The following is a 24,861-nucleotide window of genomic DNA, read 5'->3' as shown; positions in this document are numbered from 1 at the left end:
CATTACTCCAAAGCTACAAAGCCATGTTTTTCAAAGATTTCTTTTCCTTCATCATTTACAAAGTCGTAGAACAATTTTGCGTTTTCATAATTTTCGGTTGTTGATAATATCGAGATAGGTACTGTTTTTACAATATTAAATTCGCTTTCGATTGGTACTATATCTACAGTATCTGAGTTTTCATATGCATCTGCTTTCCAAACAACTGCTGCATCTACGTTTTGTTCGCTAACGTATAGTAATACCTGTTTTACAGTAGCACCTGTTACAACAGTATTTGCATTAACTGCTTCAGTGACGTTTACGCCTTTAGTTTCAGCTTTTGCGAGTATTTTTGAGAATAATTTTCCAATTGAGATGCTATCGTCCCCAAGTGCAAGTTCTAATCCATCCTGCCCTAAATCTGAAAGTCCGGTGATATTTTTAGGGTTTCCTTTTTGAACTGCGATAACAGGGATGTGTTTTGTAACATTAGCGTATTCAGTAATCATTTCTTTTTCCTGTAACTGGTAAACGTATGAACAGTCTCCAGGCATAAATATGTCACCTTGATTTGATGCAACTATTTTTGACAGAAGTGCACCACTACCTGAATAATCATATTCGACTTTTATTCCGTATTTTTCCTCAAATTCAAGTGCAATTTCATCCATTGGCATCTGCATTCCTGCACCAACGTATGCATGTAATACTGCCTGTTCTTCTGCGCCAGTGCTGTCAACACAACCTGAAAACAGCAATGTTAATGATAATATCGAGATTATGCTGAGCAATGATTTTTTCATTTTAGTTCACCATGATGGGTTTCAATACGGAATTTTATTTCCGTTTTATACAATATTATAAGGAAGTATAATTCCGGTATGTATTCTCAGTATTTATACTTTACCTCAAATGGGTTTTACGCTTTGATATCCGGATAATAATTGCCAGAAATCAAAAAATACGTAATTAATTTAAATTAATATGTGGGTAAAATAGTAATTACTAATAATTACTAATATATAAACATAGCCCAAAAACTTTAATAAGTTATCAAAAAAAGATGAATTGTTAACCATAAGTTTTTAATTTTAAAAATATTGTAATATTATTCAATGAACACAACGTGAAAGAATAACTATTATGGAAATATTTTACTAATTTTTTAAGCTTATTTAAGGATTATTTTTTTAAAATAATCGTTTTTTAGTCAATTTTGTTATATTTATATATTTGGATAAAATATATGTAATATATATTGGTTTCGACTTGTCTTTAGTGCAAATAGATATAATTACATATGGGTAATTAGGTAATATGGTATGTTTAATAATCAGATATTACAATCTGAAAAAATTCTCAAGTAGATTTAGACATATCTGGGTGAATACATGCATAAAGCACAAGAAATTTTGGACTTGGTGGAGGACCCCGATCTTCTAAGTCAATTTGAAAGAGTAGTTGAATTTCATGGATTCCCGACTGCGGGAGCGTTCATTGGAATTCAGATGTACAATTTATCAAAAAAATTGCTAAATTTTAATGACAAAGATAGAATCTACGTCGTAAGTGAGACTTATAACTGCTTACCTGATGCTTTTCAAATTTTAGGCGGTGCCACTACTGGAAATAAGGGTTTAAGGATAGAAGACCATGGTAAAATGGCTGCAAGGATAAACCCATGGGCTCCTGCAGGAGATAATATAAAAGGAGTTCGTGTAATCTTGGATCCTGTAAAGACTGTTAATTACCCATTACTCCATGCGTGGTACATGAATACTGCTAAGATATCCCACAAGGATGCAGTAGCCGAACTTTTGAATGCAGGGGAAGACGTTTATTCTTACGAATTTATCGGTGTTATAGCACCAGCTAAGCCTAAAAAGAAGGTTGAACTTTGCGAAGTATGCAAAGAACCATTCATACAACAAAATGGCGAAAAAAAATGTTTAGCTTGTTCTAAATAATCTTAAAATTTGAATTTGCCGAATTAATATATTGGTGGTATGATGACCAAAATGGTTATAAAAGGCGGGACGGTTTATGATCCCCTAAATGGTATTGATGGAGAAGTAATGGATATCTTCATCAAGGACGGGAAAATCGTTGAAAACCTGTCCGATGGCGAATTAAAAGATGCTAAAATATTGGATGTAAAAGGAAAAGTGGTAATGCCTGGAGGAGTTGACTCACACACTCACGTAGCAGGACCTAAAGTAAATACTGGAAGAGTAATGTGTCCAGAAGACCACTACAAATCCCCTTTGAAAAAAACCCACAACACACACTGTGGTTCGGGAGAAATTGTTCCTTCAACCTATGCACAAGGGTACAAATACACTTCAATGGGTTACACAACTTTGTTTGAAGCAGCAGTACCCCCTATGATTGCAAGGCACACTCACGAAGAGTTTAAAGTAATGCCAATCGTTGACAAAGCAGGATACTTACTTTTGGGAAGCAACTGGTTTGTAATGAAATATTTAAAAGAAGGAAACATTGAAAAAGCGGCAGCATATGTTGCATGGGCGCTTGAAGCAACAAAAACCTTTGGTATTAAACTTGTAAACCCTGCAGGTGTTGAAAGCTGGGCATGGGGTAAGAACGTACACTCACTCGAAGAAGAAAACATTCACTTTGGTATTTCATCAGGTGAGGTAATTAAAGGACTTTGTGACGTAAACGAAATGCTTGGCCTTCCAATGTCAATACACGTTCACGCAAACAATCTTGGCCACCCTGGAAACTGGGATTTCACAATTGATACAATGGATTTAACAAAAGGTATCAAACCTGCTGTTAATAAAAAAACCTATGATACTGGCGTAAAAACGAAGTATTCGCATGAAAGGGAACAAAGCATCTACATGACCCACATGCAATTCCACGCATTTGGTGGAACTTCATGGAAAGATTTTGAATCAAAAGCAGAAGAAATTTCAAAATACGTTAACAAATCCGACCACGTTGTAATGGACAGTGGTAGCATTGCGTTTGGAAATGCTATTTGTATGACTGGAGATGGTCCAGGTCTTTATGATTTGGCTGTTATGAATGGTCAAAAATGGGCAAACGTGGATGTTGAACTTGAATGTGGTTCAGGTGTCGTTCCATTTACTTACAGCATGAAAAACAAAGTACACAGCGTTCAATGGGCAATAGGTCTTGAGCTTTTATTATTAACAGATCCTAAAAAAGTAATCATGACTACCGACAACCCTAACGCAGGACCTTTCACGAAATACCCGTTAGTTATAACTTGGTTAATGTCTCAAAAGGCAAGAGAAGACACAATGAAAATATGCCACAAATGGGCCGGTGAAAGAAGTGGCCTTGCGGGTAATGATAAGGAATACAGCCTTTACGACTTAGCTACAGTTACTAGAGCAACTTCTGCTAAAGCAATAGGTATGGGACACAGAAAAGGACATTTAAGCCCAGGTGCTGACGCGGACATTACAGTTTACGATATAAGTCCAGATTACAATCCTAATGATTACAAAGCAATCGAAAAAGCATTCACAACTGCATTATATACAATAAAAGATGGCGAAGTTATCACAAAAGATGGAAGAATAATCGAGACTCCAAAGGGTAGGACTTATTATATTGACGCTAGATTCAATGATGAAATACAGAAAGAGATTGTGGCAGATGTACAGGATTGGTTTAGAAGATACTATACAGTTAACTTCTCAAATTATCCGGTTTCTGAGCTATACCTCACAAGACCAACTCCCCTTAACATTAATGTGAGATAGGTGAGAAGCATGGGAGAAATTACACTTAAACCAAAATACGATGGTACGATACCTGTAGAATGTGAGGTAATTACGCCTGACATTTTCGAAGGAAAATCACAAGAAGAAATAAGTGCTTTAAAAGTGCTTATCGGTCCTGAAGAACACCTTCTCTCAGATATTTTTGAAATTTCTGGAGATTTTGCAAGCAAAAAGGAAAATATGATAATTAAAATTGCAGGAAATGCCGGAAACGTTAAATTAATTGGATTCCAAATGACTGCAGGTAAAATTATCGTAGAAGGAGACGCCGGATATCACGTAGGTCGTGAAATGAAAGGCGGAGAAATCCTTGTAAAAGGGGATGCTAAACCTTGGGCAGGAATGGAAATGGAAGGAGGACTTCTCCATATCTTCGGAAATGCTGGTGACCATTTAGGCGGTTGCTACAGAGGAAGATGGGAAGGAATGCTTGGTGGAACTATTATCGTAGAAGGAGACGCTGGAAACAACGTTGGAGACGGTATGGTTGACGGAAAAATCGTTGTAAACGGAAATGTAAGAGCATTCTGTGGAATTAGATTAAACGGCGGATTACTTTACGTCGGTGGAAATGCAATTAGGGCTGTCGGAGTAGAAATGAAAGGCGGAACTATTGTAGTTGCTGGAAATATTAAGAACTTTGCACCCGGATTTGTATCAACAGGTGTTGTAAGTGATTACGAAACAGGACTTTCTGGTTTAGCACTTCCTGGAAAATTAATTGGTTTTAATGGAGACCAGGCATTCTTTAACAAACCAAAAGGTAAGTTATACGTTTCATTAATCGAAAATTACGATTTATTAAATGACGAATTGCCTGCTACAGAAAGACCTATTGAATTCCAAGGAAACGCTTTAAAAGTTATCTTAAACACTGGAAGTACTATTGAACAAGGTAGAATCATCAAAGGTGGAAACAAATATTCACACGAGTACTTAGAAGTATGTGCCGTATGTAATATGCACCCTGAAGATTACATTTTACTTGGAAAACCTGAAAAGGTAAAAGTTACAAGTGGAAATGGAAAATACAGTGTTCTCGTACGTGCTGAACCTAATGAAGATGTTTTGAGAAGAAATGTCTTTATTCCAAGAAGTGTTTGGGCAAACGTTATCGTGGATGCTTATTCAGTTAGTACAGGATCTCCTATCTACAAAGGGGGAATCGTATACGTAGAGCCTTCTGAAGGAGAAATACTGGAAGCAGAATACATTATAGATAACATCTACAGGTGAATTAGATGGCAGGTCAAACATTTAAAGACATCGTCTGTCCAGTATGCGGTGGAGCATGTGATGACATCGAAATCGTCTGGGACGAAGAAAAAAGAGATTTAACCGTTAGAAACGCGTGTAAATTAGGTGCTGCTAAATTTAAAGAGATAGTAAGCCACCACAGAATCATGTCGCCACAAATTAGAAAAAATGGCGTATTAGTTGACGTTTCATGGGAAGAAGCACTAGAAAAGGCTGCTGAAATTTTGGCAAACTCAAAAAGACCGCTTCTCTACATGGGTGCAGAAACATCCTGTGAAGCAATGACAACAGGGCTTCACATGGGTGAGTACTTAGGGGGAATCGTTGATTCCTGTTCTACGGTGTGACACGGGCCTTCCTTAATGGGAGTTCAAGAAGCTGGAAAACCTGGCTCAACTGCTGGGGAAACAAAAAACAGAGCTGACGTTGTCATTTATTGGGGAACCAATCCTATGGACTCAATGCCAAGACACTTGTCAAGATACGGTGTATTTCCAAGAGGTTACTTTGTAGAGAAGGGAAGAAACAGTAGAACTGTTATTACAATCGACCCTAGAAAATCTGCAACTGCAAAAGCATCAGATATACACTTACAATTAAATCCAAATACTGATTACGAGTTGTTTTCTGCCTTATTAATGGCTTCAAGAGGCAAAAGACCACACCCAAGTATTGAAAAAGTAACGGGTATTCCTGTAGACACCATAATGGAAACTGCAGAAATAATCAAAAACGCTAAATTCGCATCCATCTACGGTGGACTTGGTTTAGCATCTTCATTTGGTAAACAGAGAAACTTGGAATGTGTTTTGACACTTGTAAAAGAACTTCAAAGACACACAAAAGTTACAATCGGTTTAATCAGAGGACACTGTAACGTTGCAGGATTTAACGTGCTTGCAACATACCTGTACGGATTCCCATTCGGACTCGACTTTGCAAAAGGTTACCCAAGATATAATCCTGGAGAATTCACTGCAAACGATGTTTTGAGGGAAAAAGAAGTAGACTGTGCATTTATCATGGCATCAGACGTTGGTGCACACTACCCGCAGGATTCAGTAAGTCACTTAAAAAATATTCCTGTAATTACTCTTGATATTGCACCATGTCCATCAACTTCAGTTGCAGACGTGGTATTACCTGGAGTTATCGACGCATTAGAATGTGACGGTACATTCTATCGATTTGATGAGATACCAATATACTACAAACCATTTGCAAAATCACCATTTGCCTTCACGAAAAGCAATGAAGACACAATGGAGCAATTGTATGAATTGGTAAAAGAAATCAGAGAAAAAAATAAAAAATAAGATTTGAGTTACTTTTGGAAAGATTTATTCTTCCAATAAGTTTCTTTTAAGCTTTATATGTATTATGCCCTTAATATGCCTTAATTGCACAATTATTTGGAGCAATATTAACTAGAGAATGATTTTAACGAAATACTTAGAAATATCTCAAATCCAACTTTTTTTAAATTTTTAATAATTATTTTTCTAAAAAAGCTTTTTTTAAAATTTCAAGTTTAAAATTTAAATTAATTTAAAAAATAGACTATTTTATTTTTTAAAAATGAATTAATCGTATAGCCAGACTTCAACTTCTCCATCTGCAATTGAAATTCCTTCTTTTAATTCAACTATCGCGTTCGAATAGGCAATGGATGTGATGTGGCTTGAATCCTTAAATACGGGTTTTACAAATCCATTATCGTATACAACAGGCAGATAAAATCTTTTGTCGGATTCTTTTTTAAATTCGCCCATTATTTTTGCATTTACAACCTTTTTACATTTTTTGGAGTTGGAAAACTTGCAAAGTAGCGGGTAAAGGAACAGATACGAACAGATTATGCAGGATGTAACTTTTCCAGGCGTACAAATAATTGGAATTCCATCGATTTCTCCTGCAAGAACGGGTTTTCCAGGTCTCATTTTTACCCCGTGGAAGAGTACGGTTCCAAGTTCACTTATTATTTCTGACGTGAAATCTTTTTTTCCAGCAGAAACCCCGCCTGATGTTACTATTACATCATAATTTAGGGCTTCTATTAATTTATTTCTTAATTCTGCTCGATCATCTTTAGAAATTCCTAAAAAAACAGGCTCACAACCAGATTTTTTAACAATTCCTGCAATAGATTTTGAATTCACATCTGAAATTTTTTCAAGTTCGTCTCCAGTAGATATTATCGCAACTTTTGGTGTTTTGTATACCGTTAATTCAGAAATTCCTAACGAAGCAATCAAACCGATATTTCGTTCATTAATAAGACTTCCTTTTTCTAAAACCAAGTCTCCATCTGCAATGTCAGACCCTTTTTCGACAACGTAAGTATTGTCAGGAATTTCAACAATGTTCATTATTTTATTTTCAATGACGGTATTTTCAACAGGTATCACACACTGCGCTTCTTTTGGAACTTTCCCGCCCGTTGCAACCCAAACGCATTCTTTATCTTTTATTTTTATATCTCTAAAATCTCCGGCATGTACTTCATCTATTAATATATAATTCTCTAAACAAGGACTCATTACAGCGTATCCGTCCATGTTAGATTTTCTAAATTCTGGAATGTCTTGGTGTGATACAATATCTTTTGCAAGAATACGACCATATGAATTAAAAAGGTCTACATGTTCTGTTTTTTCAAATTTAAATTTTTTTAAAATATTTTCTGCTTCCGGCACTGATATCATTTTTTCACACAAAAAACCAATATTCCTATAAAATATACCCAAAAAATAATGTCTAAAGATTACTCATTTATCATGTAATTAATTAATAGCAATTACAATATATAAATCAATCTAATATGAAAATTCCAAAAATCAGCTTAAAAACATATACTTATATATTGGTAAATAATAGTAATTACTGTTTAATTAAAATAGTAACTATTAATACTTAATACTTATCATAAAGGTGAAGGAATAATGAAAAATCATGTAGTTATTGCAGGTCTGCTTGCAGTAATTCTGTTGTTTGCAGGTTGCGTTTCTGAATCTCCTGAAGAAACTACGACCACGATAACAGTTTCAGCGGCATCAAGTTTAACCGATGCAATGACCGATGTTGCAGCAGCATTTGAAGAAGATAATCCAAATATTAATGTTGAATTGAATTTTGCAGCATCAGGTACATTGAGGCAGCAGATCGAAGGGGGCGCGCCCGTAGATGTGTTTGCTTCGGCATCACAAAAGCACGTTGATTTGTTACAGGAGCAGGATCTTATTGAAAATGCTTCAAGAGTTACGTTTGCTAAAAATTCGCTTGTATTAATTGTTCAAGACGGAAATCCGCTTGGAATTACGTCTGCAGAAGATTTAACAAATGAAGATGTTGTAAAAATATCAATAGGAAATCCTGAAACCGCACCGGTTGGAAAATATGCTAAAGAGTCACTTGAATCCATGGGTTTGTGGGGCAATTTAGAAGAAAAAACCGTATATGGTGAAAATGTAAGACAAGTTTTAACATATCTTGAAGCTGGTGACGTTGACGCAGGATTCGTTTACATGACAGATGCAAAAATTGCAAAAAACAATACCATTGAAATTATAACCACCATACCAACAGTTACAGAAATTAGCTATCCAGTATGTGTTTTAAAAGCATCAGAAAATAAAGACGAAGCCCAGATGTTTGTTGATTACTTAACCGGAGAAACAGGTAAGCAAATATTGACTGATTATGGATTTACTGCTGAATAAGGGGTATTTATGGATTCAATTCTATTTCCAATATTGCTTACATTAAAAATTTCTTTTTTATCTACTTTTTTTGTATTTTTTATAGGAATTTTCATATCTTACATTCTCGCAAGAATGGAATTTCGCGGTAGAAATTCTTTAGAAATTCTTGTAACGCTTCCAATGGTTTTACCGCCAACTGTTTTGGGATATTTACTCGCACTCCAGCTTGGAAAAAATGGAATTATTGGAAGTTTATTTTACAAACTCACAGGTTCAGGCATTTTATTCACCTGGGAGGCGGCAGTAATTGCATCGTTTATTGTATCACTTCCATTAATGGTAAAAACAACAACTGCTGCAATTTCCGCAGTTGATAAAGAATTAGAACATGTTTCATATACTTTGGGGCAGGGAAAACTTAAAACTGCGCTTAAAATAACACTTCCACTATCCAAAAAAGGAATAATTGCAGGTGCAATTCTCAGCTTTGCAAGGTCCGTTGGAGAATTTGGTGCAACATTGATGGTTTCAGGAAACATGCCTGGAAAAACAAATACAATGTCACTTTCAATTTATCAGGCGTTTCAGACTGGAGATTATAATTTAGCAAATATTTTGGTTATTATTCTTGTTTTAATGTCATTTTTGTCAATATACTTAACTGGAAAAATGGCAGATCGGTTGAATTCGTAAAAAATAATATCGAAAAAAGATATATAATAGCATACAAAATGTTAAAATAAGTGAATAAGTGGTTTTCTTGAATTATATTTAAGAATAAATTTTAAAGAGGTTTAACATGTCATTTTATATCCCTGATTACGAACTTGAAAAAATAATTGAAGAGGATGTAAATCCCCTTGATTTAACCTCGCAAATAATGAAATTGGATCGATTCAATGCAAGGCTCGCATACAAAGCACGACATGACATGGTTTTGTGCTGTACTGAGGAAGCTGAGAGAATATGTAAAATGCTTGGGTTAGATGTGCTTTCATATAAACGTACTGGAACTTGTGTAACAGAAGGCGAAATATTTTTTGAAGCTCGGGGAAGGGCTGACAATGTTCATCTTGCTTGGAAAAGTGTTCTTAGACTTTTTGAAGGATATTGCGGAATGGCTACAAGAACTTACGAATTTGTGCAATTGGCAAGAAAGCAAAATGAAAACATAAACGTTGTAACCACTCGGAAAAACCTTGCAGGAACTAAAAAACCGACAATAAAGGCAATAGTTGCAGGTGGGGCATATCCTCACAGAATTGGATTATCTGAAACCGTACTTATATTTGATGAACATTTGGAATTTGTAAATGGTGATGAGGAACTTAAAAAAGTTTTAAATGAAATGAAAGCAAATGCCCTAGAAAAAAAGATAGGAATAGAAGCTGACAATTTTGAAACAGGTATAAAATATATTAAAATGGGATTTGATTATATTCAGCTCGATAAATGCGATCCTAAAACTGTTGAAAAATTCGTAAAAGCTGCAAAAGAAATAAATCCAAATGTTACCGTGGTTGCAGCAGGTGGAATCACCATTCAAAATATAGAAGAATATGCTAAAACAGGTGTCGAAGTTATTGTTACATCATCGCTTTATTTTGGAAAAGCTGCGGATATAAAGGCAATAATTGAAAAAATAGATTAATTATAACAAATTAAAATAAATTATATTTAATATTCAGTTTTATACAAAATTCCGTCATGTCCTGTAACGATATTTTTTTGAAGACTTTTTATTTTTTTTAGGGAATTTAGTGCAAGGTCTAAATCTACAAAAACTCCCGGAGCTCTTTCTTTTAATATATTGTTTTTTAATGGTGATGCATCTCCTGAAATTATGTAATCATCATAAATTACAGAAATACTATCCATTGTGTGCCCAGGAGTTTCTATAATTTCAATTTCTGGATCCATTAACTCTTTAAAATTAGAATGGTTGATTATTTTAGCATTTTTAAAAAGGTCGTTATTTGAAACGTGGTCAAAATGGTCATGCGTATTAATCACATAGTTTATGTCATCCATATTGATATTTTTATCAATAAAGTACTGTTTTAAATCTTCTTTTCTTGATTTAGCGGAAGTATCGACTATTATTTTATTTTTTTCGGTTTCTATAAATGTAACTGATGAAGCTACTTCTAAAATTCTTGTTTTTTCTTCATTAAATTTTAAAATTCCTTTGTATATTAAATCAAGCATGTTTTCACGTTAATTTTTTAAAATTAAATTAATATATTGAATCTTTTAAATCATTATTTAAAATTAAGTTATAAAAATTTATTTGCAGTATTCTTTATTGGTGACTTCAATTGCATTTTTAAGAGCGTTTAACATTTTTCTAGCGTTTTTTGGTGTAATAATTAGTGATCCTCGATGAATTGAAGATTCGACCCTTTTTAACTTGTCTCCTTCTTTTTCAATAAAGTGCCCGTCTTCAAAGATATCTATTTTAAATGCACAGTCACACTCCCAAGTAACCATTAAATCAACTACAAAAACTTCAAAAAAATCGTCTGCTTTTCCAATTGGCAGAGTTCTATTTTCCATAATACCCCCCCTAAAAGATATTTCTGGTTCAAAAGTATTCTCAATATATTATATTACAAAATGGATTTTTATATATGACTTAAAATGAAAAAAGCTATAATTTTAGTTTTAATAAAAATCCCATCGCTATACTGATTGTTGGAATTATCAAATATCTAAGCCCAATCTGTGAAAAATAATCTATAAACGTCATTCCAGACATCGGGATCAATATTAAAATATCAAGTATCAGGTTAATAACAAGCCAGGAAACCCCCACAAATATTCCTTCAATTAAGTAATCTTTATGAATGTCTTTAAAGTATATTATAAGCAAACTAACGCCAACTAATCCGGATACAACAATCATAATCGATTTAAATAAAAATATATCAATTAATAAACCTTCACTTTCAGAATAAAATAAAAATGATAGTACGAACGGAATTAACCAGGTAAGTAATCCAAAAAATCCGCATTTCAAATAATTCATAAAACCACCCAACTTCTATTTTTTCAGTTTAATTCTTTTTAAAAGTTTTACCAATTCCCACCAGAGTGTTGATACGCCTGAAAGCAATAGTGCAGCAAATAACTGTTTTTCAGTAAGTGGAACTGTTTTCGCAATTACTGTTGCCGATGGAACATAGAGCATTATTAAAATTCCCCCAAATATTCCGATATTTACAAGCCAGAGAACTATATCCTTTTTGAATTTTCCAAATGCCGAAAATACTGAGTCTATTTCTGATTGGTTAACATATACAAGGAAGAAATTAGATGCAATAAGAATTACAAATGCAAAAGTCCTTGCAAGATCCGTTCTACATCCCTGATGTAGTAAATAAACATAAGAGCCAAATGCAAATGCAAAAATTGAAAAACCCTGAATTACTGCCTTGAATAGAAGATTATAATCCAAAATCGGTTCGTTAGGTATTCTTGGTTTTCTAAGCATGATACCTTTTTCTGCAGGCTGTCTTTCAAATACGATTGAGCAGGTTGGATCGATAATAAATTCCATTAAAACCACGTTTATTGGAAGAAGTAGGAGCGGTAATTTAAATAGTGGCGCAAAAAGTGCAGTTAAAAATACTGGAATGTGAATAACAAAAACATAACCTATTGCTTTTTTTATATTATCGTAAATTCTTCTTCCGTCATGTATTGTTTCAACAATGGTTTCAAAATTATCATCAAGTAAAATCATGTCAGATGCTTCTTTTGCAACTTCGGTACCTCGTTTACCCATCGAAACCCCAATATCTGCATATTTTAGTGCAGGTGCATCATTTACGCCATCACCCGTCATCGCAACAATTTCACCGAGTTCTTTAAACGCTTTAATGATTTTTAATTTATGTCTTGGAATTACTCTTGAAAATATGTTTGTTACTTTTATTTTTTCCAAGAGTTCTTCATCACTCATCGAATCTATTTCTTTTCCAGTAAGCACATTTTCGCTGTTTTTTATCCCGATCGCTTTTGCAATTGATTTTGCAGTAGTTCCATTGTCTCCCGTAAGCATTACAACTCTAATCCCTGCATCATTACATATTTTCATGGCTTTTGAAACTCCTTCTCTTGGTGGATCCATCAAACCAATTAATCCCACAAATTCAAGGGTATATTCATCTAATTGTTGGTTAATGTCTGTTACATTCATTTTTCTTGCAACGGCAATTACCCGGTATCCTTTTTTTGCCATTTCAATTAATTTTTTTTCTAAATTTAATTTTTCGGATTCATTTAAGTCACATAGATTTGTAATATTTTCAAAAGAACCTTTTGAAGCGATAAATTTTTTATCATCTTTATCCCATACGTTTCCCATCATTTGGGTTTCCGAACTAAATGGATATTCATGCAAAAGACAGCCATCAAATAATTCATCTATATTTATTCCAATAGACTTTGAATACGCCAGAATTGCTTTTTCCATCGGGTCATATGCTTCAGTTTCTGATGCTAAAGAAGCAAAAGTCATAAGTTCATTTTCATTAAATTTTGAATCAAAAAATATTTCTTTTACTTCCATCTGGTTTTTTGTGAGGGTTCCTGTTTTATCAACGCACAAAACTGATATTGAACCGAGTGTTTCAACTGCAGGAATTCTTCTAATCAGTGAATTTTTATTCGCAAGCCTCCAGGCTCCCATTGCAAGAAAAACTGTTAAAATTACTGGGAATTCTTCAGGTATAATTGCCATTGCAACAGTTACGCCTGATAAAATACTATCCGTTACACTTCCCATATAATAAAAATTAACAAATACGATCAATAATAGCATGAAAAAAGCGGCTATTGCAGAGTATTTTACAAGTTCTTTCGTCTGTTTTTCAAGTGGGGCGGGCATAGAATTGACTGAAAAAATATCTTTTCCAATTTTTCCATATTCAGTTTTTGAACCTACATTTAGTATTTTAATAACGGCTCGCCCTTGGGTTACTGACGTTCCTGCATAGCAGATATTCTTTTGCCAGTGTTCTGAATTTTCTTCCGTATCTAAATCAATTTTTTTCCACACAACATCAGATTCTCCGGTTAAGGTGGATTCATTTACTCCTAATCCATAATTTTCAATAATAATTCCGTCAGCAGCTATTTTTTCCCCTTCTTTTAGAATTAAAAGATCATCTACAGTTAATTCATTACTATCTATCGTCATCATTTTTCCGTTTCTAATGACGGTTGATTTGGGGGATGATAAATCCTTTAACGCCTGCAATGTTCTATCGGTCCTCCATTCCTGGAAAAATTCAATTGCACAGATAAAAACAACGGAAATAACCATTATTAATCCATCACGGGGTTCACCAAGGAAAAAATAAACAAAAGCAGCAATAAATAAAAGTACAAACATCGGTTCAGAAAATATCTTTAAAATACGACTTAAGAATGTTTTTTTCTTTTTCTGGAGTAATTCATTTTTTCCGTAAGTTTCTTGGTATTTTTTTACTTCCAAATCGGTAAGTCCGAAGTAATCTTCCTTAAAACCTTTAAAAAATGTCATTTTTTCCAAGTCCCCTAAAATAAAATCTATAGATTAATATCTGGTTTTTGAAAACTATATAATTATGCTTAAAAATGATTAAAATATTTAAAAAAATTTAAAAAAGAAAATTATTCGCTTCTTAAAGCATCTACAGGCTTTAATTTTGAAGCATTGTATGCTGGGATGATTCCTGCAATAATTCCAGCTGCAAGTGAAGATCCAATCGCAATTACAACGGAGCTGATACTCAGTACAAACTCATAGCTGCTATCCATGCTCGATGCAATAAACCAGACTATTATCTGGGAAATTATGGTACCAAGTATAAGTCCCAAAATTCCTCCAACAAGTCCAATGATTGCAGAGTTAAAGACAAACAGCAGCATTATGTCTTTGTTTTTGGCACCAATTGCTTTCATTATTCCAATTTCTCGGGTTTTTTCAAGAACTGTTGTAAACATGGTATTTGAAATACCTGTAACACCAACAATCAATGAAATTCCTGCAATAGCTGAAAGGAACGTTGTAAGCATCGAAATTATCTCTTCAGGCCCTTCTGGGCTATTTGGAGTTCTTAATGAGAAGTCAATTGTGTTTTCATTAACGTGTCTTGACATCATCAATTTTTCTTCAATGTTTTCAAGTGCAGTGGTTTGATTCACATCTTCATACAGCGTAAAGATTATTTCATCATATACTCCTTCTTCTTTTTCTTGAATTGAATATGATGCATCTTCATCTAATTCTAACGTGTATACTGCTTCATATGGCATGTAGACAGTATTTGAGCTCATACCACCCATTCTACCAAAGCCTTGTGTTTCGTCTTCTTCGAGTATTCCAACGACTTTGAACTGTTTATTACCAATGCTTATTACTTGGTTTATTCCAATTTCTCTATCAAACGCTTCTGTTGCAGTATAGTATGAAATAACCACTGCGTTTGAGTCACTGGCCTGTAAAAGCCTTCCTGCATATAATTCTTCATCAGTCATCTGCGACCACACTGCAGGGTCGACTCCGGTAATTGTTGCAGTTTCATGACCTCCTGCAAAACTTATTTCATTCTTGGTCGAAACCCGCACATCCACGTACTCTATATCCGATATCCCGTTTAGAATCAGTACATCCATCTTTGTTAGTTCGGGATCATCGTCATCATCACTACCTGGTGAGGCTGATGCAGTAAGTGTTATTTCATCACTTACCATGTCGTCAAGTTGACTGCTGACTGAGGTTGAAAGATAGTCTCCAGCAGATATGATTGCGATAACTGATGCAATTCCAATGACAATACCCAAAATGGTAATCCAGCTACGTAATTTACTGGATTTTACCATTTTAGATGCCATATTAAATAATTTTAAGGGTTTCATAAATTATCAACCCTTATTCGGTTTTATTTTGTTTAGCTAATTTTTTTCTTTTAATTATTTTATATACAACTACTATAATTGCAGCAAGTGCTACAAGTCCTCCAATAACATAGGGTATTGCTGAAGTTATTGAATTTTGAATTGTTGAAAGTGGATTTCTATTTCCGCCGGGGCCTCCTGCAAAGTCTTGTGGAGCACCTGATTCATCAGAATTCATACTCATAACTTGCGAAGTTGTACTTGGCATTTCCACTTCTTTTTGAATTGTTACCCTATCTCCTTCTGGTGACGTGTATGTTATTTCAACGATAAGTGGAGCGTTACTGTTCGTGGTTGATAATTCGAAGTTTGAGAATGTGTAATCTCCACCATCTAGATTTCCGATAATGGAGGTACTAACTCCAGAAATACTCCATGCATCTTGGTCTGGAATTGAAACGATTACTGAATTAACGTCACTTTTTCCAACATTCATTACAGTAAGGGTGTATTCGCCACTATCTTCTCCAGAATAACTAACTTCAAAGTCGGTTTTTCCAAGTACTAAAATTCCGCCAATATGTTCTACGCTTTCAGTAGTTCCACTTAATGAATCATCATAGTTTAAATTCATGGTTAATTCATAAATTCCAGGTTCCACATCGGTACTTGCAAGTACTGTGTATGTTACATCAACACTACTTCCAACACCAATGTATGAAATTGTTTTTACGTTTCCTGAACCTAATGGAAGTATTGCATTGTTTTCACTTTCCCATGAAAATTCAAGGTTTTTAATTGGTGCAGAACCGGTATTTTCTACGGTGAATGTAATATTGGTTTTATCTCCTGCCACTACTTCATCAGCATCCAAGCTAACTTCTGCACTTTCTTCATTTCCTACAGTTACGGTAATTTCTTTAGTATATCCTGAAGATGAATCTTCTCCTTCTTTGTAAATGTGGACTTCTATTGGGTAATCTCCTGCTGTCGCATCTTCATTAACTCTTAATTTAAATTTTGCAATTATTGCATCATTTGAATCTTCATATCCTTCTATAATTCCAATAGTTTGTGTTAAATCTTCGCCATTTACTTCTTCAAAGGGGTAACTTGGTTCAATTTCTACAATGAAATCTCCTTCACCTTCTCCACCATCATTTTCAATACTTATTCTAAGGTCGAATACATCTCCTGCGATTGCAGGATCGGGATCTTGATTTACCTTATTAATGTTTAAAATCACGTAATCACTTACATCTTCAGTAAACGTGAATGCGTAATTTCCCACAAATGAGAAAAGCATTATCAACATTACCGATCCGATTTTTAAGGATTTTTTATCCATAATATCACTCATGAATTGTATTTGGTTTGTTGTCTGTTATACTAATAATATTTCCGTCTTTTAATTCAACAATGGTCTTCGCGTATTTTGCAAGATCGGGGTCATGCGTAATCATAATAATGGTTTTTCCACTTTCCCATAGGGCCATAAATAATTTTATAATTTCTTTACCAGTCGCACTGTCGAGCGCCCCAGTTGGTTCATCTGCAAGAATTATTTCGGGGTCACATGCTAACGCTCTTGCAATCGATACTCGCTGTTGTTGGCCTCCAGAAAGCTGTGATGGTTTGTTATTCATCCTATCTTCCAGACCAACCTGTTTCAATGCTCTCTTTGCAGCCCTATCTGCAGTGGAATCATTGACTTCTTGTATTTGCAAAGGTAAAAGTACGTTTTCAAGTGCAGTCATGTTTGGAATTAAATTGTATTGCTGAAATACAAAACCAATTGTCTTTCCACGAAGTTCAGATAGTTCTGATTCAGTCATGTGTGAGATATTTTTGGTTTTAAGGTAAACGTCACCTTTTGTTGGTACATCGAGGCATCCTATCATATTCATCATGGTTGATTTTCCAGAACCTGACGATCCAACAATTGCGACAAAATCACCTTTATTTACGTCAAGGGAAACTCCTTTTAGGGCTTGAACTTCAACTTCACCCATCTGGTAGATTTTCCAAACATCTTCAAGACTTATAATTTTGTACATATTTTCACTTGGAAACTTTTTGTATACGATTAATCATATTTTTGGACTCTTTTCTTAAGTTAACTAATGAAATCATCCCAAATATGATTAATAAAATCAATAGTATTGGGAGCAGTAATTTAATCATTTTTATCACACTTTTAAAAAATTAAAAATATGGATATTTAAATGTTTTCATTTTGGGGGTGTTATTTTATTCGGAGTTAGCTTTTGGGCCTTCTCCATGTCTTTCAGGCATTTCAGGCATATTAGTCATCATTTCTTCAAGTTTTTCAGGATCATCAATCAAGCTCTGAGTCATCTCAATTCTTTCTTGAATTCTTTCCTGCATTTGTTCGTCTTCACAAGAATCATATTCGTCCTGAAGTTCAGCAAGCTGTTCTTCAAGAGCTTCCTGAATCTCTTCAGTCGTCATGTCTTGGAATTCGATGAAACCTTCTCTTTTTCTTTCAGGCATTTCATGCATTCTTTCAGGCATTTCAGGCATATTAGTCATCATTTCTTCAAGTTTTTCAGGATCATCAATCAATCCTTGAGTCATCTCAATTCTTTCTTGAATTCTTTCCTGCATTTGTTCGTCTTCACAAGAATCATACTCGTCCTGAAGTTCAGCAAGCTGTTCTTCAAGAGCTTCCTGAATCTCTTCAGTCGTCATGTTCTGAAAGTTAATAATAACGCCTTTTTCTTCTCTTTCAGGCATATTAGTCATCATTTCTTCAAGTTTTTCAGGATCATCAATCAATCCTTGAGTCATCTCAATTCTTTCTTGAATTCTTTCCTGCATTTGTTCGTCTTCACAAGAATCATATTCGTCCTGAAGTTCAGCAAGCTGTTCTTCAAGAGCTTCCTGAATCTCTTCAGTCGTCATGTTCTGAAAGTCAAAGGGGCACATTTTTCCAGGTTCCTGTTTTCCCATATCCTTGAATTCTGATGCGGCATAAGATATGGATACGAGTGCAAGAACCATCAATATTCCAAGTATAATTTTTCTCACGATTTGCACCCTATAATATATTTTTTATAATTTTTAAGTTTTTATTGGGTAATGTTTGAATTTATTTCGATCGGGGTGTTATTTTCAAAGTTTTCAGGAATTTGGGGTGGGTATTTTGTGTTATTAATGTTTTCAGGCATACCTGGCATATTTCCATGTTCTGGCACGTATGATTCATTGAAATTTTCAGGCATACTATTCGGGGTATTTCGTGTTTTATTCATTTCGTTTTCAGGCGTATTGTTATTTATTTCAGGCATATTCATATTTTCAGAATTATTTACTGGCATCATTGGCATATTAGAACTGTTATTTGTAAGTTCAACAGTTTTAGGTTCAATTTGGGTATCAGTTCCAAATGTTGATTTCAACCAATTTAATATGTTATTAAATATACCGCCGGAGTTTTCAGAAGTTTGTTCGTCCATAGCCATACAATATGGGACAATTGTGATAACCATAAGAATGGTTCCAGCAGTTTTTTTCAGATTTTTATTCATGTTATCACATACTTAATTTCCAAAAGGCACTAATTTGGAAATTATATTTTTCAGGTTATTAATTTAGGAATTATTGGGATCTAATAATTCCTTAAATCCTAACTGAATCCCCAAACAATTAGGTTCTGAAAGTAAGTGTTCTCACAATTACTTTCAACTAACCTACTGTGGGAACGGCATAAGAATGTATTTTGAAACGGCATTTCCATATTATGAAACGGTATTCGGCGAATAATAATCGATTATTTTTTAAAAATATCATTAAAATTTTCATTATATTAATTAAAAAATTGTTTAAACTTTTTAAATTTAAAAAAACCAGTTTTTTGATGATATTTAATATACTTTCGATACTTTTCAAAAAAAATTTTCAAAATTTTGAAAGGGTTATAAATCAGTGTTTATATACTATGCTGTAAAAATGAACGATTCCATTAAATGGAACAGGTGTTCCACATCAAATAATTATACTGTTTGGACAATGTAATTGTTAAATTAATAAAAAATGGTTGGTATCATGAAACGAATTTTAATTATATTTTTAGTACTGACAATTATTGGAATTGCAATTGGTATAATGAGACCTTTTGATTCAGTACTTATCGAAGATGATATATTTATTGCCCCCGATTTCGAAGCTAATCACAACATGACTGAATTTAATCCATATCCTGAAGAAGCCCCCCATTTGAGTGAAGGTCAAAATCTTGCAATTGAAATTGCAACTTCTAATAATACAGTTTCAACGTATTTATCTGAAGGTTACCTGCTTGTACCGGGTACTATGCTATTAAAAGAGGATTTTGAAAAGTATGGTGAAAATTTCAGAGGGGTTCTTTTATCGAAAAATGACACGTTAGTATATGTTATTGTAAATGTTGACGAAAACAAAGTTGAATCGATACAAAACTATACAACATTTGAAATTAAATCTAAAACGCTTGTGATTGAGCATGAAGATGGATATTCTGAGATTAAAGCTACGGGATTTACGGATAAAGATATAAAAACAGTTCAAGAAATATTATCCAAGGACCCAAAAACAGCTCAAGTTATAAAAAATAGGGATTACAATATAACTATTCAAGACATGGTGTACTTAAGCAATCGAAATTTCCAAAATGCCACATATGCAATGGTTATTTTAGATGTCGAAGATGGTTTGAGATATGTGGTAATGGTGGACATTACTGAAAGAAAAGTTTTCAAAATGGGCAGGCCGTTAAATTAAAATGTGTGAAAGTTATGAGTTCAAAAGTTAAAATAGCCATATACATGTTGATATTTATCGTTTCAGTAATAGTGCTAACTTCTAAATTTTTATACCCTCCAACAGTTCAGGTAATTGTCCAAGGGGATACCACGTATGTTCAAGATGTTCCTAACGTGTATACACTTTATGATTGTATGCTCATGGTTTTGGCATCTTTTTCACTTTGTTTGAGTACTACTTTAATTTACTTTACAGTTCGGGATTTGGAACTTTCGGAGAAAAATAGCGTTAATAAAATAGATTTAAGTGATTTAAACGACCATATTGGTAAAATTGTATCTTCAAAAGTTGATGATAAACTTAATGGAAACATTAATGAAATTCAAAAAGTTGAAGTAGAAACGGAATCAAGAAACACTGAAAATGAAGAAAAATTAAGAAAAGAAAACTTTATCAAGATTTTAAAAGGAAACGAAAAAACAATTGTGAAAATTTTGATGGATCATGGGGAAATGACTCAAAGTGAACTTTTTGAAAGAACCAAAATTCCAAAATCGACCCTTTCAAGAACTTTAAGCGATCTAGAACTTAGAGGTATAATTTTAAGATATGAACACGGAATAAGCAAAAAAGTAAAATTGAATAAAATATAATTATGTAAACGATATATTAGAAATGGCCACACTTGCGTTTTTTGAGACATTTAAAAAAGCTTCACTGGTTCTATGTGCAGTTTCTCCAGAATAGGTATCTGAATATTTAACATTTATTACATAAAAATAGTTTGCAATGGCTGAGACTACAACTGCGGCTGCAATAAGAATCCCAATCTCCATCGAGATCTGTCCTTTTTTCGAATATAATTATTTTTAAACATAATAAAAATCAAAAAGTATGCTATTTAATATTCTTTTTAATGAACTGTATATTATTAATCATTATTTAGAATTAATTCCAATTAAAATAGTATAATATTAATTTAAATGTAAAATAACATTTATGCAGTGTTTTTTACAATATTTCCATTTTAATCCGTTTTTATCAACATTAATCCCCAAAATAATAAATATTGCGTTATAGAGAATATATATTATCCCAGAATTAATTTTTCTGGGGTATATTGGGGAGTTTTAAAGAACGCATTGGTTCTTTAGATAAAATTGGCCTAAAACGTCACAGATCCATAACCAGTTTTCGGTTGAAACACGAAATGCATGCTGTGCACCATAATTGTTTTTAAACAGAAAGCATGCATTTAATTTTTTTATTATTTAGTTCAATTTGTGTTATTCTGGACACAAACCGGTTTCAGGATGTTTTATTTTTATAATTTCTCGTGCACGAACCAGTGCAGAATCGATATTTTCGCAAATATTTTCTTTACCAATTTTTTCTGTTAAAGCGTATTTTTCAAATTTAGTTTTTAATTTATAGTCTGCACCAGAAATAATCAAGCATATGTTCTGTTTTTCAGATGATTCAATAAATTCTTCCAAGTGTTTTATTCCTGTAGCATCAATTAGTGGAACATTTCGCATACGAAGAATTATTGCAGAAGGTTTTCTTTTAGCAACCACGTTTAGAGTACTTTTGAATTTATCTGCAATGCCAAAGAAAAATGGCCCATTTACTTCGTAAACTTCAATACATGGTGGAACATCTTTTAATGTTATTGAATCTGGGTCTTCGTCCTGTGGCACGGTTTTTAAATTTGAAACTTCACTAACTTCAATCAATCTCTGCATAAAGACAATTACGGCAAGTAACATTCCAATCTGTATTGCAGTATTTAAATTTACAAACACCGTAAGGAGGAATGTAACGAGTAATACGAGTCTATCTCTTTTTGGAGATTTAAATAATATCGATTTAAAGTGTTTTACCTCAGCCATGTTCCAAGCTACAACTACAAGTATTGCGGAAAGTGTTGCAAGAGGTATTTTTAAAATTAACGGGGATAACAATAGCATGAATAAAAATAACATTATTGCATGAATTATTCCAGATAATCTTGATGTAGCTCCTGCTTTAATATTTGTTGCAGTACGTGCAAGGGCCCCTGTTGCAGGAATTCCTCCAAATAACGCAGAACCGATATTTGCAATTCCTTGGCCCACCAACTCTTTATTTGAGTTGTGTTTATATCCTGTCATACCGTCTGCAACAACTGCACACATCAATGACTCTATTGCGCCCAAAAATGCGATAGATAGTGCACTTGGAAACAAAAGTTCCATTTTTTGAAGATTTAATTCCGGAAGACTTGGGAACGGAATATTATTTGGAATTTGGCCAAATTTAGATTCAATCGTTTCAACAGGTAAATTAAAACCATAAACTAAAAAAATTCCAACGATTATTGCAATTATTGGGGAAGGAATTTTTGAAAATATTTTTTTTGATTTTGTAAGTATAATTAACGATAATATTGAAATGAACAGTGCATAAGGGTTTAATAACTGTAAATGTGTTAAATATGTGGACCACTGGCCTAAAAATGTCGCAGGAACGCTTTCAATTGAAAGTCCAAAGAAATCTTTAACTTGGGTCGAAAAAATAATTAATGCAATTCCGGATGTAAATCCCATCGTGACAGGATATGGAATAAATTTTATAATGTTTCCTAATTTTAATAATCCCATGGCAATTAAAATAAAACCTGCCATTAATGTTGCGATTACAAGACCTTCGTAGCCGTATGAGGCTATAATTCCAAAAAGTATTACAACAAAAGCTCCTGTTGGTCCCCCTATTTGATATTTACTTCCCCCGAGTAGTGAAATTAGAAAACCTGCGATTATCGCAGTAAATAATCCTTTTTCAGGCGAAACTCCTGAGGCTATTGCAAAGGCCATTGCAAGGGGTAATGCGACTATTGCAATAGTAAATCCTGCAAATAAGTCATTTTTAAGGTTTTCATAATTTAAATTCTGATTAATTTTCATATGCTGGTGCCCTCCAGAGGTTACGCATCTTTTATATTAGGTACGAAGGTTTTTGATTTTTTTAGATTATAACGCATCGTAATATCAGTATATAAAGATATCGAAAGTACCCGTGTTTCAGGACAATTTAAAAATTTTTGATAGGAAGGGTACCAAAAATTGGTAATATGTTGCCAAAAATTGGTAACTTATATATATCTAAAAATATACATTTTGGTTATGAACGCTTTAGATAAATTATATCGGGCTTATTACGCAGCAAATAAAAGTAAATTATATTTTAGCGAGTTAAAAGAACTCACTGGACTTTCAAACAGTTCTCTTCAAAATGCTTTAAGAAAACTCGAATCTGAAAAGCAAATTTTAAAATTAAAAGAAAAATCAAACACATATTATATTTTAAAGAATACCAAAAAAACAGTTTTCAAATTTTCAGAAATCGATGATGAACGATTTTGGAAATTGAATAGGAATGTAAGGGCCCCAATATTGGATTTTCTCGAAAATTTTCCAAAAGAAATCGATTTTATGATTCTTTTTGGTTCTGCATCTAGGAAAAAAGAGACAGAAGATAGCGACATAGATTTGATGGTTATAACTCATTCATTCGAAGATCCGGATTTACAAAAAAGGTACAGGGAAGAGATTAACCAGAAACTTGAGTATGCAAAATCAAAAGCCGAAAGCAGGGCGATATATCCATTAAGTATAGTTGCAGTTGAACTCAACTATTTTTTAACGTCAAAAGATCATATTGTAGAGCAGGCCAAATTAACTGGATTTCCAGTTTTTGGGCATCAGAATTACCACGAGGTAATTTTAAATGTTAAACGTTGAAGAATATTTCAAAAATAAGGACAAACTTGAAAGCGCTTATGATTTCCATATTTACAAGAAGAATATTGAAAAAGAGCGGCATGCAAAATCTCTTGTGCATGCACATCTTGATAAGGCAAAACACAATCTTGCATTTGTAAACCAAAACATAAAAAATGGTAATTTTCAAGATTGGAGTATTGTTGGACTTTATTATGCGGTTTATCATGCTGCGCTAGCGCTAGTTACCAAAAAAGGTTTTATTTCACGAAGTCACAACGCGACAATGATTTTTTTGATAAAAAACTATACAAACGAATTTAGAAAAGAAGAACTGCAACTGGTCGATGAATTATCAATCACTAAAAAAGATGCAACTTTCTATACGAGTTTAAAATCGGAACGCCAAAAAGCAAGCTATTCAACAGATATAATGTTTAGTGAGTCTAAAGTATTGGAACTTCAGAAAAAATCTATCGATTTTGTAAACAAGGTTGAAGACATTATCGAAAGTTAATTCAAATATTAATTTTTAAAATTTTACTATTTTAGTATTTTTTAAGGTGGATATCATTTTATATCCGGTTTTGTAATTATGTTGGTGTTATTTACCAATTATTGTTTTAAAATTATACATTAAAAACTTAAATTTAATCGATTTTAAATGGTTTAGGGTGTAACTGGCGGTTGGAACACTTTTAGTTTTATATCGTCTTGTAGCAGTTATTG

Annotated in this window: 24 protein-coding genes; 11 read left to right on the top strand and 13 right to left on the bottom strand. The window is 33.4% G+C overall.

The features are described from left to right. Positions 1–2 precede the first annotated feature (2 nt). The gene (gene modA, locus HNP90_RS08755; RefSeq protein WP_012068050.1) at positions 3–785 is read right to left on the bottom strand and encodes a molybdate ABC transporter substrate-binding protein; all 783 of its coding nucleotides are present in this window, start codon (positions 783–785) and stop codon (positions 3–5) included. A 588-nt stretch (positions 786–1,373) separates the two neighbouring features. Here modA (HNP90_RS08755) and HNP90_RS08750 point away from each other — a divergent pair. The 4 genes from HNP90_RS08750 to HNP90_RS08735 are packed head-to-tail and all read left to right on the top strand — an operon-like array spanning position 1,374 to position 6,337. Then, positions 1,374–1,949, top strand: coding sequence for an FmdE family protein (locus HNP90_RS08750; RefSeq protein ID WP_012068051.1), 576 nt, complete (start codon positions 1,374–1,376; stop codon positions 1,947–1,949). A 42-nt stretch (positions 1,950–1,991) separates the two neighbouring features. Further along, entirely contained in the window at positions 1,992–3,743 is a 1,752-nt protein-coding gene (locus HNP90_RS08745) for a formylmethanofuran dehydrogenase subunit A (protein ID WP_012068052.1), read from the top strand. 9 nt (positions 3,744–3,752) lie between these two features. Beyond that, a complete protein-coding gene (locus HNP90_RS08740) occupies positions 3,753–5,000 on the top strand; it encodes a formylmethanofuran dehydrogenase subunit C (protein WP_012068053.1) in 1,248 nt (415 codons plus the stop codon). A 5-nt stretch (positions 5,001–5,005) separates the two neighbouring features. Beyond that, positions 5,006–6,337 (top strand): formylmethanofuran dehydrogenase subunit B, encoded by a 1,332-nt coding sequence (locus HNP90_RS08735; RefSeq protein WP_012068054.1) that lies wholly within the window; start codon positions 5,006–5,008, stop codon positions 6,335–6,337. A 267-nt stretch (positions 6,338–6,604) separates the two neighbouring features. Here the strand turns inward: HNP90_RS08735 and HNP90_RS08730 are convergent, their stop codons facing one another. Further along, a complete protein-coding gene (locus tag HNP90_RS08730) occupies positions 6,605–7,726 on the bottom strand; it encodes a molybdopterin molybdotransferase MoeA (protein WP_012068055.1) in 1,122 nt (373 codons plus the stop codon). A gap of 237 nt (positions 7,727–7,963) precedes the next feature. Between HNP90_RS08730 and modA (HNP90_RS08725) the strand changes: the two genes are divergently transcribed. The 3 genes from modA (HNP90_RS08725) (at position 7,964) to modD (ending at position 10,373) form a co-directional block, all read left to right on the top strand. Beyond that, on the top strand, positions 7,964–8,740 hold the full coding sequence (gene modA, locus HNP90_RS08725) for a molybdate ABC transporter substrate-binding protein (RefSeq protein ID WP_012068056.1): 777 nt from the start codon (positions 7,964–7,966) through the stop codon (positions 8,738–8,740). A 9-nt stretch (positions 8,741–8,749) separates the two neighbouring features. Further along, positions 8,750–9,415 carry a molybdate ABC transporter permease subunit gene (gene modB, locus HNP90_RS08720; RefSeq protein WP_012068057.1) on the top strand — a complete coding sequence of 222 codons (666 nt, stop codon included), beginning with the start codon at positions 8,750–8,752 and terminating at the stop codon, positions 9,413–9,415. Positions 9,416–9,521: 106 nt separating this feature from the next. Next, entirely contained in the window at positions 9,522–10,373 is an 852-nt protein-coding gene (gene modD / locus HNP90_RS08715; RefSeq protein ID WP_012068058.1) for a ModD protein, read from the top strand. Between the two features lie 26 nt (positions 10,374–10,399). Here modD and HNP90_RS08710 read toward each other — a convergent pair whose 3' ends face one another. The 9 genes from HNP90_RS08710 to HNP90_RS08670 form a co-directional block, all read right to left on the bottom strand. Then, on the bottom strand, positions 10,400–10,930 hold the full coding sequence (locus tag HNP90_RS08710) for an MBL fold metallo-hydrolase (RefSeq protein WP_012068059.1): 531 nt from the start codon (positions 10,928–10,930) through the stop codon (positions 10,400–10,402). A gap of 78 nt (positions 10,931–11,008) precedes the next feature. Beyond that, complete coding sequence (locus tag HNP90_RS08705; RefSeq protein WP_012068060.1) at positions 11,009–11,278, bottom strand: hypothetical protein; 270 nt, start codon at positions 11,276–11,278, stop codon at positions 11,009–11,011. Positions 11,279–11,372: 94 nt separating this feature from the next. After that, a complete protein-coding gene (locus HNP90_RS08700; protein WP_012068061.1) occupies positions 11,373–11,750 on the bottom strand; it encodes a hypothetical protein in 378 nt (125 codons plus the stop codon). 15 nt (positions 11,751–11,765) lie between these two features. Beyond that, on the bottom strand, positions 11,766–14,270 hold the full coding sequence (locus tag HNP90_RS08695) for an HAD-IC family P-type ATPase (protein ID WP_012068062.1): 2,505 nt from the start codon (positions 14,268–14,270) through the stop codon (positions 11,766–11,768). 110 nt (positions 14,271–14,380) lie between these two features. Continuing rightward, positions 14,381–15,628 (bottom strand): ABC transporter permease, encoded by a 1,248-nt coding sequence (locus HNP90_RS08690; protein ID WP_012068063.1) that lies wholly within the window; start codon positions 15,626–15,628, stop codon positions 14,381–14,383. 13 nt (positions 15,629–15,641) lie between these two features. Next, positions 15,642–16,955: a COG1361 S-layer family protein gene (locus tag HNP90_RS08685; protein ID WP_012068064.1), complete on the bottom strand. Its 1,314-nt coding sequence runs from the start codon at positions 16,953–16,955 to the stop codon at positions 15,642–15,644. Between the two features lie 4 nt (positions 16,956–16,959). Continuing rightward, on the bottom strand, positions 16,960–17,664 hold the full coding sequence (locus HNP90_RS08680; protein ID WP_012068065.1) for an ABC transporter ATP-binding protein: 705 nt from the start codon (positions 17,662–17,664) through the stop codon (positions 16,960–16,962). 193 nt (positions 17,665–17,857) lie between these two features. Then, entirely contained in the window at positions 17,858–18,658 is an 801-nt protein-coding gene (locus HNP90_RS09440) for a hypothetical protein (protein WP_012068066.1), read from the bottom strand. Positions 18,659–18,699: 41 nt separating this feature from the next. Further along, on the bottom strand, positions 18,700–19,158 hold the full coding sequence (locus HNP90_RS08670; RefSeq protein ID WP_012068067.1) for a hypothetical protein: 459 nt from the start codon (positions 19,156–19,158) through the stop codon (positions 18,700–18,702). 505 nt (positions 19,159–19,663) lie between these two features. Here HNP90_RS08670 and HNP90_RS08665 point away from each other — a divergent pair. Both HNP90_RS08665 and HNP90_RS08660 read left to right on the top strand, forming a co-directional pair. Next, positions 19,664–20,389, top strand: a complete 726-nt coding sequence (locus tag HNP90_RS08665; RefSeq protein ID WP_012068068.1) for a hypothetical protein — start codon at positions 19,664–19,666, stop codon at positions 20,387–20,389. 14 nt (positions 20,390–20,403) lie between these two features. Then, entirely contained in the window at positions 20,404–21,024 is a 621-nt protein-coding gene (locus HNP90_RS08660; RefSeq protein WP_012068069.1) for a helix-turn-helix transcriptional regulator, read from the top strand. Here HNP90_RS08660 and HNP90_RS08655 read toward each other — a convergent pair whose 3' ends face one another. Both HNP90_RS08655 and HNP90_RS08650 read right to left on the bottom strand, forming a co-directional pair. Next, positions 21,025–21,207: a hypothetical protein gene (locus HNP90_RS08655; RefSeq protein WP_012068070.1), complete on the bottom strand. Its 183-nt coding sequence runs from the start codon at positions 21,205–21,207 to the stop codon at positions 21,025–21,027. It lies immediately after the preceding gene. A 450-nt stretch (positions 21,208–21,657) separates the two neighbouring features. Beyond that, positions 21,658–23,316: a SulP family inorganic anion transporter gene (locus HNP90_RS08650; protein WP_012068071.1), complete on the bottom strand. Its 1,659-nt coding sequence runs from the start codon at positions 23,314–23,316 to the stop codon at positions 21,658–21,660. 180 nt (positions 23,317–23,496) lie between these two features. On the opposite strand from HNP90_RS08650, the gene HNP90_RS08645 reads away from it, so the two are divergent. Together HNP90_RS08645 and HNP90_RS08640 are read left to right on the top strand one after the other, a co-directional pair. Beyond that, complete coding sequence (locus HNP90_RS08645) at positions 23,497–24,153, top strand: nucleotidyltransferase domain-containing protein (protein WP_258558957.1); 657 nt, start codon at positions 23,497–23,499, stop codon at positions 24,151–24,153. After that, complete coding sequence (locus tag HNP90_RS08640; protein ID WP_012068073.1) at positions 24,140–24,649, top strand: HEPN domain-containing protein; 510 nt, start codon at positions 24,140–24,142, stop codon at positions 24,647–24,649. The genes HNP90_RS08645 and HNP90_RS08640 overlap by 14 nt, the downstream gene beginning before the upstream one ends. The last annotated feature ends 212 nt before the right edge of the window (positions 24,650–24,861 follow it).

It is taken from the genome of Methanococcus maripaludis (genome assembly GCF_013760955.1).
GTDB lineage: Archaea > AGJL01 > Methanococci > Methanococcales > Methanococcaceae > Methanococcus > Methanococcus maripaludis_A.
Note: the sequence above shows the minus strand (reverse complement) of the source record. Positions and strands in the feature narration are given on the sequence as shown.